We start from the raw sequence: 14,550 nt of genomic DNA on the forward strand, positions 1-14,550 counted from the left end.
GTATCCGGCGGGTCGCCGGACCGACGGCGACCGCCTGCAACGGGAGATCGGGGGTGCCACTCGTGCGGATCGGACTGCTCACGGAAGGTGGTTATCCGTATGCGACGGGGGAAGCGAGGCTGTGGTGCGACCGGCTCGTGCGCGGGCTCCCGCAGCACGAGTTCGAGCTCTACGCCCTGAGCCGCAGCGCCGAGCAGGAAGAGCGCGGCCGGGTCCCGCTGCCCGCCCACGTCACCCGGGTGCTGACCGCCCCGCTGTGGGCCCCGGCCGACGACGGCCGCAGCTACGGGCGCCGCGAGCGCCGCCGCTTCGCCGCCGCCTTCACGGAACTGGTCCGCGGGATCTGCGGCGCCGACGCCGGACGGTTCGCGGACGGCCTGTACGCACTGGCCGAACTCGCCGGTGAACAGGGCGGATTGTGCGCGGCACTGCGCTCCGAGACCGCCGTACGGGCGGTGGAGTCCGCCTGCCGCGCGCCGGGAGCGAGCAGGACCGTACAGCGGGTGCAGGTCGCCGACCTGCTGGAGTTCGTGGACGAACTGGAGCGGCTGCTGCGCCCGTTGTCCCTGGACTGGTACGAGGACCTCCGCGAGGTCGATGTCTGCCACGCGGCCGCGGGCGGGGTGGCGGCGCTGCCCGGCCTCCTGGCCAAACGCTTCTTCGGGGTGCCGCTCCTGGTCACCGAGTACGGGGTCCAGCTGCGGGCCCACTACCTGGAGCAGCCGGCGCCGGGCGAGCGGCCGGCCGTACGGGCCCTGCTCGCCGCCTTCCACACCCGGCTGGCCGGGGAGATCTACGCCCAGGCCGATCTGCTCACCCCCGGCAACGCGCACGCACGGCGCTGGCAGGAACGCTGCGGGGCCCCGCGCGAGCGGCTGCGCACGGTCTACCCCGGGATGGAGGCGGACCGATTCGCCGCCGTCGGCGAGGAGACCTCCTGCGGGGACCCCGACACGCTCGTGTGGATCGGCCGGATCGAGCCCGCCAAGGACCTGATCGCCCTCCTGCACGCCTTCGCCGAGGTGCGCAGGTCCGAACCGGCCGCGCGGCTGCGGATCTTCGCGACCTCGGTCGCCGCGGGAGAGGCCTCGGTCCAGTACCTCGCCGACTGCCGCTCGCTCGCCGCCCAGCTCTTCCCCGACGAGGCCGCCGACGCCCACGCGGTCGGCGAGAACCCGGTCACCTTCGAGGTGATCGGAGCCCCCGAGGCCCCGTCCGCGGCCGACGCGTACGGCGCCGGGCGGGTCGTGGTGCTCTCCTCCGTCATCGAGGGCTTCCCGATCACCCTGGTGGAAGCGATGTTCTGCGGCCGGGCCACCGTCTCCACCGACGTCGGCGCCGTCTGCGAGGTGATCGGCGGGACCGGGCTCGTGGTGCCCCCGCGCAACCCGCGCGCACTCGCCGAAGCCTGCGTCTCGCTGCTGCGCGACCCCGAGCGGGCCCAGCGGCTGGGGGCCGCCGCCCGGGCGCGCGCCCTGGAGCTCTTCACCGTCGAGCAGAACGTCGAGGCCTTCCAGGAGTCCTACCTGCGGCTGCTGGCCCGGGGCCCGGCCCGCCCCGACGGAGCCACCACCGGAGTCCCCTTCGAGCAGCCCCCCGAAGCCCGGGTCCCGGGCCGCTGGGCCACCCCGACCTGGGCCGTCCTGCCGGCCAGCACCCAGTCGGCCAGCACCCTGCCGGCCAGCACCCAGTCGGCCAGCACCCAGTCGGCCAGCACCCTGCCGGAGGGCACCCCCCTCACGAGTTCGGAGGTCTCGGGATGACCGTCCCCCTGGACGAAGCCGTCCCCGTCGATCCGGCCCAGCGGCGCAGGCCCCGGCTCGGCGGGGATCCCGTCAAGGCGCTGCTCCACCGGCACCGGGACCTGTGCGAACGCGCCGTGGATTCCCTGGAGATCGCGGCCGGCCTGGAGGCGCACGGGATCACCGACCGCACCGCCGCCCGGTTCCGCCACCGGGACGTCTTCTCCCTCGCGGAGGAGCTCTACGCCCGGACCCCCCGCGCCCAGACCCCGCCCGCCCCGTTCGCCGGGATCCCGGTCGACCCCCGGGCGGTACGGGGCTTCGGCTGCGCCCTGCTGCCCGGGGCCCTCGCCCTCGGAGCGGCCGCCGCCGGGGTGCCCTGGGCCGGAGCCCTGGCGGCGGCCGCCACCGTCGCCGCCCTCGGGTGGCCGGGCCGGGCCGCCGGGGGCAGGTTCCCCGCCGGGGTGTACCTGCTCGCGGCCGTCGTCGTCGGCTGGGCCGTCCTGCGCCACGGCACCCCGCTCGGGGTCGCCCTGGCCGTGGCCGTCGGCCCCGGACACCTGGCCGGCGCCGTCTTCGCGGCCAGGGCGCGGCGCAGGCTCGCCGGCAGCCGGGCCCTGGAGGACTTCGCCGACGGGGTGCGGCCGCTGCTGCTGGGCACCGTGCTGCTGTTCGCCGCGGCCGCCGCGGGGGCGGCCGCGCTGGCCGCAGCCCCGTACGCCGTCGCCGTACCGCTCGCGGTGCTGCTGTTCCTGACCCGGCTGATGCTCGGCCACGGCGCCCCGCGCCCGGCTGTCCTGGCGGGGCTGGCCCTCGCCCTGCTCCCGATCCCGGCGGCGGCGTTCCTCGCCGCCGCGGGACTCCTCGTACCCGCCGTCCTCGCCCTGTCGCGGGCTTCCGCGCATGCGCGTTCCTGAGCCCTTCGGAAGCCGACACCGAAGCGCGTACCCCGGTACCGACCCATCCCACCCAGCAAGGAGAAACAGGACATGACCGGCCAGCCAACCAACCAAGGGGCCGCGCGATGAGGGTGCTGCTGATCGGAGCCAACGGATACCTCGGCCGCTACGTGGCGGACCGCCTGCTCGCCGACCCCGCGGTGCAGCTCACCGCGCTCGGCCGGGGCGACGACGCCGACGTCCGGTTCGACCTCGCCACCGGCAGTCCCGGCGCGCTCACCCGGTTCCTCGACGCCGTCCACCCGGGCGTGGTCATCAACTGCGCGGGCGCCACCCGCGGCGGCGCCCGGGAACTCACCCGGCACAACACCGTCGCCGTGGCCACCATCTGCGAGTCGCTGCGCCGCAGCGGCTGCGGCGCCCGGCTGGTCCAGCTCGGCTGCGCCGCCGAGTACGGCCCCAGCCAGCCCGGATCGTCCACGGCCGAGGACGCCGTGCCCAGACCGGGCGGACCGTACGGGGTCAGCAAACTGGCCGCCACCGAACTGGTGCTGGGCTCCGGGCTCGACGCCGTGGTCCTGCGGGTCTTCTCGCCCGTCGGCCCCGGCACCCCGGCCGGATCCCCGCTCGGCCGCCTCGCCGAGGCCATGCGGCGCGCTATGCAGTCCGGGGACGGCGAGCTCAAGCTCAGCGGGCTCGGCGTCCAGCGCGACTTCGTCGACGTACGGGACGTGGCGAGGGCGGTGCACGCCGCCTCGCTGTCCGCGGCCCAGGGCGTGGTCAACATCGGCACCGGGCGCGCGGTCCGGCTGCGCGACGCTGCGGCCGTGCTGGCGCGGGTCGCCGGGTACGCGGGCTCCCTGCACGAGCTCGACGTACCCCAGCACGGCCAGCACGGGCAGCACCCCCAGCAGCACGGCCAGCACGGGCTCGGGGGCCGGCCGCAGGGGCTCGCCGCCATCGGCTCCCCGCGCTCCGAGGCCACCGCCGAACAGCTGGCGGCGGCCCAGGCCGCGCAGCCCCCGTACCCCTACCCGGACGGCTGCGGAGCCTGGCAGCAGGCGGACGTCCGCACCGCCCGCGACCGGCTCGGCTGGCGGCCCAGGATCAACCTGGAGGAGTCCCTCGCGGACATCTGGATGGAGGCGGCGTGCCGCATCTGAGCACCCCGGCGGCCGCCGCGGCCACCGGGACGGGCCGGCTCGGCCTCGGCGTCCCCGGGTACGCGCATCCGCTGCTGGCCCCGGTGGAGTGGGCCGAGCTGACCCGGCCCGGGACCCCACTGCACTGGGCCGTGCTCAACGTCACGGACGGGCCGGGCGGCCGGCCCGACCCGCACTGCACCGAGGCGGCCGCGAAGCTCCGTGGCGCGGGCGGCGTGGTCCTCGGCCATCTCGCGATGCGGGACGGGGAGCGGTCCTTCGGGGAGCTGGTCTCCGACGCCCACCGCTACCGGGACTGGTACCGGGTCGACGGCTTCTACCTCGCCGAGGCCCCGGCCGGCCCGGCGGAACTGGCCTCCGTACGCCGGGTCGTGGACACCCTGCGGGGGCTCGGCGACGGCTTGCGGATCGTCCTCGGACAGGGCACCCACCCGTGCGAGGGCTATGCGGAGACGGCCGACCAGCTGGTCACCTTCTCCGGAACCTGGGCCGACTACCGCTGGTCGCAGGTGGCGGAATGGACGGCGGACCACCCGCCGGAGCGGTTCTGCCACCTGGTCCACGGAGTGCCCCGCACGCACCTGGAGGAGGCGGTCCGGATCGCCCGCTGGCAGGGCGCCGGAACCATCTGGTTCACCGACCGGCGCGGCGCCGGAGACCGGGACCCGTGGGCCTCGATGCCCGGGTACTGGGACGAAATCGTCTCGCGGATCGGGACAGGTGTCTCGGAATGAAAGGGTGCGTGGCAGTGTTGTGGGGAGAGTAACCAACCGTGGTCCCCGCGCATGCGGGGATGATCCCCATCTCCGGAGTGCCCGTGTCGCTGCCACCCCTGGTAGAGCCAGCTGCTGAGCTCACCGTCGACGAGGTCCGTCGGTACTCCCGCCACCTGATCATCCCGGACGTCGGGATGGACGGGCAGAAGCGCCTGAAGAACGCCAAGGTGCTCGCGGTGGGTGCCGGCGGACTCGGCTCGCCCGCCCTGATGTACCTGGCCGCGGCCGGCGTAGGCACGCTGGGCATCGTGGAGTTCGACGAGGTCGACGAGTCGAACCTGCAGCGCCAGATCATTCACAGCCAGGCGGACATCGGCCGTTCCAAGGCCGAATCCGCCCGTGACAGCGTGCTGGGCATCAACCCGTACGTCAACGTGGTCCTTCACGAAGAGCGGCTCGAAGCCGAGAACGTGATGGAGATCTTCAGCCAGTACGACCTCATCGTCGACGGCACGGACAACTTCGCCACGCGCTACCTCGTCAACGACGCCTGCGTGCTGCTGAACAAGCCGTACGTGTGGGGTTCGATCTACCGCTTCGACGGCCAGGCCTCGGTCTTCTGGTCCGAGCACGGCCCGTGCTACCGCTGCCTCTACCCGGAGCCGCCCCCGCCGGGCATGGTCCCGAGCTGCTCCGAGGGCGGCGTACTGGGCGTGCTCTGCGCGTCCATCGGTTCCATCCAGGTCACCGAGGCCATCAAGGTCCTCACGGGCGTCGGCGAGCCGCTGGTCGGCCGTCTGATGATCTACGACGCCCTGGAGATGCAGTACCGCCAGGTCAAGGTCCGCAAGGACCCCGACTGCGCGGTCTGCGGTCCGAACGCGACCGTCACCGAGCTCATCGACTACGAGGCCTTCTGCGGCGTCGTGTCGGAGGAGGCCCAGGAGGCCGCGCTCGGTTCGACGATCACTCCCAAGCAGCTCAAGGAGTGGATCGACAACGGCGAGAACATCGAGATCATCGACGTCCGCGAGATCAACGAGTACGAGATCGTCTCGATCCCCGGCGCGAAGCTGATCCCCAAGGGCGAGTTCCTGATGGGCACCGCCCTGGCGGACCTGCCCCAGGACAAGCGCATCGTCCTGCACTGCAAGACGGGTGTCCGCAGTGCGGAAGTCCTCGCGGTCCTGAAGTCCGCGGGCTTCGCGGACGCGGTCCACGTCGGTGGCGGCGTCATCGGCTGGGTGCACCAGATCGAGCCCGAGAAGCCGGTCTACTAAGCAGTCGCCTCACCCGTGAGGGCCGTGCCCCGCTCGTTCCGAGCGGAGCACGGCCCTCACGGCGTTGCGGGCGGGGCTCAGAGCGCCGAGACGGAGGGCGACGGCGAGGTTGCGGGCGAGGGGGTGCAGACGGTGTTCGCGCCGGGCACCTTCCCGTCGATGAGGTAGGAGTTCACCGCCTGCTGCACGCACTTGTCGCCGCTGTTGTAGGCCCCGTGGCCCTCGCCCTTGTACGTCAGCTCCACGCCGACGCCCGGGCCGAGCCGCTCCACCATCTTGCGCGCGCCCTCGTACGGGGTCGCCGGGTCACCGGTGTTGCCGATCACCAGGATCGGCGCCGAGCCCGGGGCGGAGACGTCCGGGGTGCTCCAGGCGCCGGCCACCGGCCAGTCGGTGCAGCTCATCATGGCCCAGCCGAGGAAGTCCCCGAAGACGGGCGAGGCGGCGCGGAACTCCGGCAGCTTCGCCTTCGTCTGGGCGAGGGTGGGCCGCTCCTTGGAGTCGGCGCAGTTGATCGCCGCGTTCGCGGCGCCGATGTTGCTGTACCGGCCTTGCTGGTCCCTGCCGTTGAGCGCGTCCGAGAGGGCGAGCAGCAGCTGGCCCTGTCCGCCGTCGGCCTCGTCGAGGCCCTGTTCCAGCAGCGGCCACAGCTCCTTGGAGTACAGGGACTGGGCGATGCCGTTGGTCGCGGCGGTCTCCGTCAGCATCCGGTCGCCGATGCCGGTGATGGGCTTGGCCGCCAGCTTCTTCTGGAGCTCGATGACGTTCGCCTCGATCTCCTTGGCGGTGCTGCCCTGGAGCCGGCAGGCGTCCCCGCGGTTCACGCAGTCCTGGGCGAAGTTGCCGAGCGCGAGCTGGAAGCCCTTGGCCTGGCCGAGCGCCCCCTCCTCCGAGGTCTTGGTCGGGTCGACGACGGCGTCGAAGACGGCCCGGCCGACGTTCTTGGGGAAGAGGTGGGCGTAGACCCCGCCGAGTTCGGTGCCGTAGGAGATGCCGAAGTAGTTCAGCTTCTCGTCGCCGAGGGCCTGGCGGATCCGGTCCAGGTCGCGGGCGGCGTTCTCGGTGCCCACGTGGGGCAGCACCTTGCCGGAGTTCGCCTCGCAGGCCTTCTGGTACTTCTCGATGCCGTCGAGGAAGGTCTTCTCCTGCTCCGGGGTCGTGGGGGAGGAGTCGGAGGCGTAGTACGCGTCCAGCTGCTTGTCGTCCTCGCACTTCACGGGGGCGCTGCGGCCGACCCCGCGCGGGTCGAAGCTGACCAGGTCGTACCGGTCGCGCAGGGCTGCGTACTCGCTGGCCGCGCCGGGCAGGGTGGTGATGCCGGAGCCGCCGGGCCCGCCGAAGTTGAAGACCAGGGACCCGATCCGCTTGCCCTTGTCGCGGGCCTTGGCCCGGATGAGGGCCAGCTCGATGGTCTCGCCCTCGGGCTTCGCGTAGTCGAGGGGCACCTCCAGGACGGCGCACTGCCAGTCCTTCCCGGGCACCTGCCCGCCGCCCTCGGCGGCGGTGGGGGCCTCGCAGTCGCCCCACTTCACGGCCTTGGCCCCCTGGGCCGCGCCGTCCTTGCCCCTCTTCTCCTTGCCGCCGTCGGAACAGGCGCTGGTGGCGAGCAGCGCGGCGGTGAGGGCGGTGGCAGCGGTGATCCGAACGGCGTTTCGCGGCATGTCCCCATCCTGTGCCGACCCCGCCCGGCGCGCCCCCGCGCTGACCCATCCGGGTCAGGGCGGGAGGAGCTACAGGGCTATGGCTGCGACAGGATCTGCTTCGCCGCCGTGCGGCCCGTGGCGACGCAGGCGGCGACGCCGACGCCCTCGTAGGCCGCGCCGCACAGGGCGAGGCCCGGGAGCTTGGCGGCGGCCTCGCGGATGCGGGCTACGCGTTCGCGGTGGCCCACGCCGTACTGGGGCAGGCCGCGGTCCCAGCGGGTGACGCGGGTGGCCAGGGGTTCGCCCATCGGGCCCACCGCGTGGTGGAGTTCGGCGATGGCCGAGCGGACCAGGTGGCGGTCGGGGCGGCCGAGGAGCTCGTCCTCGCCGATGCGGCCGATGGAGGCGCGCAGGACGAAGGTCTCGGGGGCCGCGTCGCGCAGCCAGGACCACTTGTTGGAGAGGAAGGACGCGGCCTTGAGGGTGTGGCCGTCGACCGGCGGGACCAGGAAGCCGTTGCCCTCGGGGAGGAAATGGGCCTGGGCGCGGGAGAAGGCCATGGTGATGACGGCCGTCGACGCGTGCGGGATCGAGGAGAGTTCAGCCTCGGCCAGGGGGGAGTGGGGGCGCAGCAGCTCCGCCGCGGCGAAGGCGGGCAGGGCCAGGATGACGGCGTCGGCCTCCATCGTGAGGGCTCCGTCGCCGGTCATCGCCTGGACGCGCCAGCGGTCGCCGGCCACGCGCTGGAGCGAGCGGGCCGTCGTACCGGTGAGGATGCGGGCTCCGCAGGCTTCGGCGACCGCGGCCGGGAAGCGTCCGGTGCCGCCGACGACCCCCTGGACGGCCACGGCCGCCGAGCGCGGGGCGCCCGCGGCGCGCATCCGGCGCAGGGCGGGGAGCAGGGGGGTGCCCTGTTCGGCGAGGGCGGCGATCCGCGGCATGGCGGCGCGCAGCGAGAGCCGGTCGGCGAGGCCGGCGTAGACCCCGCCCAGCATGGGTTCGATGAGGCGGTCTACGGCCTCCTGGCCGAAGCGGCCGCCCAGGTACGCGCTGACCGAGCAGTCCTCGGTCAGCGGGGTGGCGGGGAGGGTCTCCTCGGCGGTGACGCGGGCGACGCCCTCGGGGGAGAGGAGGCCGGTGCCTATCAGTGCGGAGGGGTCGGTCGGGACGCCCATCACGTGCCCGGCGGGCAGGGGGCGCAGTCCGCCGTTGGTCCAGATGGTGGTGGGGGCCTTCGCCGGGTCGCAGAGGGCGCCGCCGAGTCCGACGGCGGCGGCCAGTTCCACGGCCTCCGGTCGCAGGGCCATCAGGGATTCCGCGCCCTCGTCGACGGTGATTCCGGCGATGGTGCCGGTACGGAGCTTCCCGCCGACCTTGGCGTTGCTCTCCAGAACGGTCACGTCGGCCTGGCCGCGCAACTGCCATGCGGCGGCCAGGCCGCTGATTCCGCCACCGATGACGATCACTGCACGCATTGTGTTCTCCCGTGGCCACGAGGCCGATATGTTCCCATATGAAACATATGAGAACCCAGTGAGTCAGTGCCTCATGCTTTCGGCCAAAGCCCTGAGGTCCTCCTGATAAGGGAAGCTGCCCGGCTCGTACGCGCAGTACGGGTCGGCCTCCAGCACGTCGCGCGTGAAGCCGTACGCCCGCGAGCGCGACCCCCCGCACACCGTCTTGAACTCGCACGCCCCGCACTTCCCGCGCAGCAGCGAGGGGTCGCGGAGCTTGGTGAACAGCGCCGAGCCCCGGTAGATCTCCGTCAGCGGGTGGTTCTTCACATTGCCCGCCGAGACCGGCAGGAACCCGCTGGGGTGCACCTCGCCGGTGTGCGAGATGAAGACGAACCCGCGGCCCGAGGAGACGTCCATCGGCGGACGGCGCACGGCCCGCTGCTCGCCCTCGAAGACCCCCAGCTCGCGGGCGCGGGCCGTCAGGCGCTCGTACAGCTCGCCCAGGACGGGCCGCTCGCCGCGCGCGTCGAGGACGGTGCGCTGGAGCGCGACCCGGCGGAAGTGGTGGCCCTCCGTGGTCTTGGTGGCCATCACCGCGCCGCAGTCGTACAGGAAGTGGAGTACGTCCTCGATCTCCGCGGCGGTGAGCGGGTCCAGCTGCTCGCCGCGCCCGGTCGGGACCAGGACGAAGCCCGACCACAGCATCGCGCCCTCGCGTTTGACGAGGGCCGCGATGTCGGCGAGGTCCGCCAGGCTGTCGCGGGTGACCGTGGTGTTGATCTGGACCTTGAGCCCGAGCTCCCGCGCGGCCCGCCAGCCGTTCAGCGTCCAGTCGTACACCCCGGGCACCCCGCGGAAGGCGTCGTGCCGCTCGGCCGTGGAACCGTCCAGGGAGAGGGAGAGCGCGATGGCGCCCGCCTCCCGCACGGCTACGAGGTTCTCCCGGGTCAGCGTCGGCGTACCGGACGGGGACACCGCGACCCGCAGGCCCAGCGAGGTTCCGTACGCCACCAGGTCGGTGAGGTCGGTGCGCTGGAAGGGGTCGCCGCCGGTGATCACGAAGAGCGGGCTCGGCTTGCCGAAGGCGGCGATCTGGTCCATCACCCTGCGGGCGTCGGCGCCGTCGAGCTCTTCGGGGTGGCGGGCGGTCTGTGCCTCGGCCCGGCAGTGCAGGCAGGCCAGCGGGCAGGCCCGGGTGGCCTCCCAGATCACGATGAAGGGCCGGTCGGACACGTCGTGCCGGGGCCGGCGGACCACCGTCTTGGCGGGGCGGGCCGGGTGCGTCGGGGGCCGGGTCACGAGACGCGCTCCCAGCCGCGCTTGCTCGGGCGGTTGGCGAGCTGCTTCGGGTCCCGCTTGCGGTAGACCACGTAGGGCCGGAACAGGTACTTCAGCGGCACCGAGAACATGTGGACCAGCCGCGAGTACGGGATCAGTGCGAACAGTGTGAACCCGAACAGGATGTGGATCTTGAAGGCGAGCGGGGCGCCGGCCATCAGGTGGTAGTCCGGGGTGAAGGTGAACAGGCTGCGGAACCACAGCGAGATGCCGTCGCGGTAGTTGTAGTCGTTCGTCATCCCCGTGGAGTTCATGATCGTCGCGGTCAGGCCCAGGACCATCGCGCCGAGCAGGAAGGTGTACATCAGGTGGTCGCTGCGCAGCGTGGCCCTGCGCACCGCAGGGACCTTGAAGCGCCGGTAGACCAGGATGCCGATGCCCACGGCGGCCGCGAGGCCCGCGAGGGTGCCGGTGGAGACGGCCATCAGGTGGTACGCGTGGTCGCTCAGCCCGACGGCGTCGGTCCAGCTCTTGGGGATCAGCAGGCCGACGACGTGGCCGAGGACCACGAAGAGCATGCCGAAGTGGAAGAGCGGCGAGCCGATGCGCAGCAGCCGCGACTCGTGCAGCTGCGAGGAGTGGGTGGTCCAGCCGAACTTGTCGAACCGGGCCCGCCAGACCGTGCCCGCGATCAGCAGGGCGATCGAGACGTACGGGAGCACGCCCCACAGGAGGAGGTCCATCAGGCGGGCATCCTTTCGGGGGTGGTGGGCCACGGAAGGGCGGTGGGGGCCGTGAGGGGGAAGTCCAGCGGCATGTCGATGCCCGGCCCGAACGGCTCCAGCGCCGAGCCCGCGCCCACCAGTTCCTGCGGCGGCCCGTTCTTCGCGAGCGCCTTCGCCTCGGCCTTGGTCTCGGGGGAGGGCCCGGGCAGCGTCGCGCAGACGGCTTCCAGGACCCGGGCGTACGGGGATCCGGACTCGGTGAGCGCGAGCCGCAGCAGCTCCAGCCCGGCCCGGTGCTCCTGCAGCAGCTCGGTGCCGGCCTCCTCCTCGCGGGCGGCGAACTCCAGGGCCACGGGCAGGAAGTCGGGCAGTTCCTCACTGGCGAACTCCAGCCCGAAGTCCCGGTAGATCCGCTTCAGCCGGACCAGGGACAGCCCGCGCCGGCGGGTGTCGCCGTCCACCCACCAGGTGAGGTAGAGGCAGCGCCGGTTGCGGGTGTCGAAGGTCGAGGTGTACTGGGAGCACAGCTCGATCGGGGTCTGCGCCTCGGCCTCGTCGAGGAACGCGCCGAGCAGCGCGGCCGGTTCGGCGGGCGCCCCGGTGAGGGCCGCACGGAGCCGGGGGAGCTCGTCGTGGAAGTAGTCGCCGGGGTACTGCAGTACGCAGCCCGCGACCAGCCGTACCAGCGCATGCCCGGTGCTCGGATATCCGGTCACCTGATTCCTCCCAGGGTGCCCCGGCCTTCAGGCCGGGGAGGAATGGGTCCTTGGAGCGGAGCCGCGAGGCGGCGGAGTTCTCTGCGCATCTGTTCTGACCTGCGCTCTCTTCCGTTGTCAGTGTCGGGTGTTAGGTTCCGGCTCATGACGACAGCGGCGATGACCGAAGGGGTGGCCGGGCGTGCCCGGTACACCTACCGGCTGCGGCTGTCGTCCATCGCCCGTACTGCTCTGGAAGCCGAGTGGGGCCGGTGTCGTTGGGTGTGGAACGAATGCGTGGCGATTTCCCGCAGGGTCCACAAGATCAACAAGGGCGCCGGGGTGACGGTGACGTGTGGTCCGGCGCAGCTCGACAAGCTGCTGACCGAGGCCCGCCGGTCGATGTCCTGGCTGCGCGAGGGTGCTTCGGTTCCTCAGCAGCAGATCATCCGGGACTTCGCCAAGTCCCGTGCGAAGGCCCTGGGGGACATTCAGGCGAAGTTGCCGATGAGGCAGCGGGCGGGGATGCCCCGCATCAAGCGCAAGCGCGAGGCAGCGCCGTCGTTGAACTACACGCAGCGCGGATTCCGGCTCAAGGACGGCCGTCTGCACCTGGCGGGCGGGATCGTGGTGACGCTGGTGTGGTCGCGGGATCTTCCCGAGCTGCCGTCCTCCGTGCGCGTGTACCGGGACAGTCTCGGGCACTGGTACGCCAGCTTTGTCGTCGCCGTGGTGACCGAAGCCCTGCCGGAAACCGGTGCGGCAATCGGCGTGGACTGGGGTGTGAAGGAGACCGCGACCACGACCAGCGACGCCCACGACCTCCCGCATGCCGGGCACGGGATGACGGGTGCCGCGAAGCTCGCTCACTACCAGCGGATGATGGCCCGCCGTCGCACCCCGAAGAACCGGCCCGACACCGCCGGATACCGCAAGGCCCGGCGGGCGGCGGCGAAGGTGTCGAAGAAGATCGCCCGGCAGCGGCAGGACACCGGCCGCAAGTGGGCCAAGAAGCTCGTCCGCGACTTCGACCATTTGGCCGTGGAGGACTTCAAGGCGAAGTTCCTCGCGAAGTCCACCATGGCCCGCAAAGCAGCCGACGCCGCGATCGCTGCTACCAAGACGGCCCTGACCGAGATGGCCCGCAAGCACGGCAAGACCGTGCACCTTGTCCACCCCGCGCACACCACCATGGACTGTGCCCACTGCGGAGCGAGAGCCAAGCACCGCCTACCTCTTTCCGAGAGAACGTATACGTGCACCGCCTGCGGAACCGTGTCCCCGAGGGACAAGAACTCCGCCCGCGTGATGCTCGTCCGGGCTGGTCTCAACCCGGCTAGTGCTGATCTTGTAAGGCCTGCCACCTGCTAGGTGTCAGGCGAAGTGAGCTAGGAATCCCCTCCCTTCAGGGAGGGGAGGATTCAAGAACTCCTCCTGGTGGGACTGAGGTTGAGCATCACCCGGGGTTCGGCCACTTCGCCGACCGGGCAGCCCTGGTCGATTGCGTCCATCGGATGGGAGTCCGAGAGGGCCTCGGCCTCGGCGCGGGCGGCGGTGGGGACCACGAAGCGGTCCTCGATCTTGGCGATGGCCAGCAGGCGGAACATGTCCTCCATCTCCTGCCCGGACAGCCCGACCGCCCTCGCGATCGACTCGTCCTTCTCCTCGCCGAGGTTGATCCGGCGCATGTAGGCGCGCATCGCGGCCATCCGGCGCAGCACCGCCTCCACCGGCTGGGTGTCGCCGGCCGTGAGGATCGCGGCGAGGTACTCGACGGGGATGCGCAGGGCGTCGATGGCGCCGAAGAGGTTGCCGGCGTCCTCGCCGTCGCTGCCGGTGGCGGCGACCGCCTCGACCACGGGGGAGAGCGGGGGCACGTACCAGACCATCGGCATCGTGCGGTACTCCGGGTGGAGCGGGAGGGCGACCTGGTAGGTGGCGATCAGGTCGTAGACCGGGGACCTGCGGGCCGCGTCGAGCCACTCGTCGGTGATGCCGGCCGCGCGGGCGGCGGCGATCACGGCCGGGTCCTCGGGGTCGAGGAAGCACTCGACCTGCGCGGGGTAGAGGTCGTGCTCGTCCTCGACGGACGCGGCCTCGGCGACCTTGTCGGCGTCGTAGAGCATCACGCCGAGGTAGCGCATCCGGCCGACGCACGTCTCCGAGCACACGGTCGGCATGCCGACCTCGATGCGCGGGAAGCAGAAGGTGCACTTCTCGGCCTTGCCGGTCTGGTGGTTGAAGTACACCTTCTTGTACGGGCATCCGCTGACGCACATGCGCCAGCCGCGGCACTGGTCCTGGTCGACCAGGACGATGCCGTCCTCCTCGCGCTTGTACATCGCGCCCGAGGGGCAGGAGGAGACGCACGCGGGGTTGAGGCAGTGCTCGCAGATGCGGGGGAGGTAGAACATGAAGCTCTGCTCGAACTCGAAGCGGATCTTCTCGCCGACCTCGTCGCGGATCTTCTCGACGATCGGGTCCTTCGGCGCGTGCGCGGGGGCGCCGCCGAGGTTGTCGTCCCAGTTCGGACCCCACTCGATCTTGTCCATCGGCTCGCCGGTGAGCTGCGAGACGGGCCGGGCGGTGGGCATGTCGTCGCCCGCCGGGGCCTCGGTGAGGTTCTTGTACTCGTAGGTCCACGGCTGGTAGTAGTCGTCGATCTCCGGGAGGTCCGGGTTCGCGAAGATCTTGCCCAGCTTGGCGAGCCGGCCGCCGGCGCGGAGGCGGAGCTTGCCGGAGCGGGTGCGTTCCCAGCCGCCCTTCCACTTCTCCTGGTCCTCCCAGCGGCGCGGGTAGCCCTGCCCGGGGAGGGTCTCGACGTTGTTGAACCAGACGTACTCGGTGCCCTGCCGGTTGGTCCACGCCTGCTTGCAGGTGACCGAGCAGGTGTGACAGCCGATGCACTTGTCGAGGTTCATGACCATGGCTACTTGGGCCATCACACGCACG

The 14,550-nt window shown here is 72.0% G+C and carries 12 protein-coding genes; 6 read left to right on the forward strand and 6 right to left on the reverse strand.

Annotated elements, in window-relative coordinates; translation table 11 throughout:
- Window positions 1–62: 62 nt before the first annotated feature.
- From OHU74_RS23935 to moeZ, 5 genes are all read left to right on the forward strand, one after another.
- Entirely contained in the window at window positions 63–1,763 is a 1,701-nt protein-coding gene (locus tag OHU74_RS23935) for a DUF3492 domain-containing protein (protein ID WP_371617789.1), read from the forward strand.
- Entirely contained in the window at window positions 1,760–2,659 is a 900-nt protein-coding gene (locus tag OHU74_RS23940) for a hypothetical protein (RefSeq protein WP_371617790.1), read from the forward strand. The genes OHU74_RS23935 and OHU74_RS23940 overlap by 4 nt, the downstream gene beginning before the upstream one ends.
- 107 nt (window positions 2,660–2,766) lie before the next feature.
- A complete protein-coding gene (locus OHU74_RS23945; RefSeq protein ID WP_371617791.1) occupies window positions 2,767–3,804 on the forward strand; it encodes an NAD-dependent epimerase/dehydratase family protein in 1,038 nt (345 codons plus the stop codon).
- On the forward strand, window positions 3,792–4,538 hold the full coding sequence (locus tag OHU74_RS23950; RefSeq protein ID WP_371617792.1) for a spherulation-specific family 4 protein: 747 nt from the start codon (window positions 3,792–3,794) through the stop codon (window positions 4,536–4,538). Before OHU74_RS23945 ends, OHU74_RS23950 begins: the two co-directional genes overlap by 13 nt.
- 83 nt (window positions 4,539–4,621) lie before the next feature.
- Window positions 4,622–5,800, forward strand: coding sequence for an adenylyltransferase/sulfurtransferase MoeZ (moeZ, locus tag OHU74_RS23955; protein WP_371617793.1), 1,179 nt, complete (start codon window positions 4,622–4,624; stop codon window positions 5,798–5,800).
- 77 nt (window positions 5,801–5,877) lie between these two features.
- Here moeZ and OHU74_RS23960 read toward each other — a convergent pair whose 3' ends face one another.
- From OHU74_RS23960 to narJ, 5 genes are all read right to left on the reverse strand, one after another.
- On the reverse strand, window positions 5,878–7,461 hold the full coding sequence (locus tag OHU74_RS23960; protein ID WP_371617794.1) for an alpha/beta hydrolase: 1,584 nt from the start codon (window positions 7,459–7,461) through the stop codon (window positions 5,878–5,880).
- Between the two features lie 77 nt (window positions 7,462–7,538).
- Window positions 7,539–8,918 (reverse strand): protoporphyrinogen oxidase, encoded by a 1,380-nt coding sequence (gene hemG, locus OHU74_RS23965; protein WP_371617795.1) that lies wholly within the window; start codon window positions 8,916–8,918, stop codon window positions 7,539–7,541.
- A 63-nt stretch (window positions 8,919–8,981) separates the two neighbouring features.
- Window positions 8,982–10,199, reverse strand: a complete 1,218-nt coding sequence (locus tag OHU74_RS23970) for a TIGR04053 family radical SAM/SPASM domain-containing protein (protein WP_371617796.1) — start codon at window positions 10,197–10,199, stop codon at window positions 8,982–8,984.
- Entirely contained in the window at window positions 10,196–10,921 is a 726-nt protein-coding gene (gene narI, locus OHU74_RS23975) for a respiratory nitrate reductase subunit gamma (protein WP_371617797.1), read from the reverse strand. The genes OHU74_RS23970 and narI overlap by 4 nt, the downstream gene beginning before the upstream one ends.
- Entirely contained in the window at window positions 10,921–11,619 is a 699-nt protein-coding gene (gene narJ / locus OHU74_RS23980; RefSeq protein WP_371617798.1) for a nitrate reductase molybdenum cofactor assembly chaperone, read from the reverse strand. Before narJ ends, narI begins: the two co-directional genes overlap by 1 nt.
- A 144-nt stretch (window positions 11,620–11,763) precedes the next feature.
- Between narJ and OHU74_RS23985 the strand changes: the two genes are divergently transcribed.
- The gene (locus tag OHU74_RS23985) at window positions 11,764–12,969 is read left to right on the forward strand and encodes an RNA-guided endonuclease InsQ/TnpB family protein (protein WP_371617799.1); all 1,206 of its coding nucleotides are present in this window, start codon (window positions 11,764–11,766) and stop codon (window positions 12,967–12,969) included.
- A 50-nt stretch (window positions 12,970–13,019) separates the two neighbouring features.
- On the opposite strand, the gene narH is transcribed toward OHU74_RS23985, so the two are convergent.
- Complete coding sequence (gene narH, locus OHU74_RS23990; RefSeq protein WP_371617800.1) at window positions 13,020–14,549, reverse strand: nitrate reductase subunit beta; 1,530 nt, start codon at window positions 14,547–14,549, stop codon at window positions 13,020–13,022.
- Between the last annotated feature and the right edge of the window lies 1 nt (window position 14,550).

This window comes from Streptomyces sp. NBC_00454, assembly GCF_041434015.1.
Taxonomy (GTDB): Bacteria; Actinomycetota; Actinomycetes; order Streptomycetales; family Streptomycetaceae; genus Streptomyces.

Bases quoted from the DNA above. Each gene is read 5' to 3' on its own strand.
- OHU74_RS23940 (WP_371617790.1), top strand. From the start codon at position 1,760: ATGACCGTCCCCCTGGACGAAGCCGTCCCCGTCGATCCGGCCCAGCGG.
- OHU74_RS23945 (WP_371617791.1), top strand. From the start codon at position 2,767: ATGAGGGTGCTGCTGATCGGAGCCAACGGATACCTCGGCCGCTACGTG.
- OHU74_RS23960 (WP_371617794.1), bottom strand. From the start codon at position 7,461: ATGCCGCGAAACGCCGTTCGGATCACCGCTGCCACCGCCCTCACCGCC.
- hemG (WP_371617795.1), bottom strand. From the start codon at position 8,918: ATGCGTGCAGTGATCGTCATCGGTGGCGGAATCAGCGGCCTGGCCGCC.
- narI (WP_371617797.1), bottom strand. From the start codon at position 10,921: ATGGACCTCCTCCTGTGGGGCGTGCTCCCGTACGTCTCGATCGCCCTG.
- OHU74_RS23985 (WP_371617799.1), top strand. From the start codon at position 11,764: ATGACGACAGCGGCGATGACCGAAGGGGTGGCCGGGCGTGCCCGGTAC.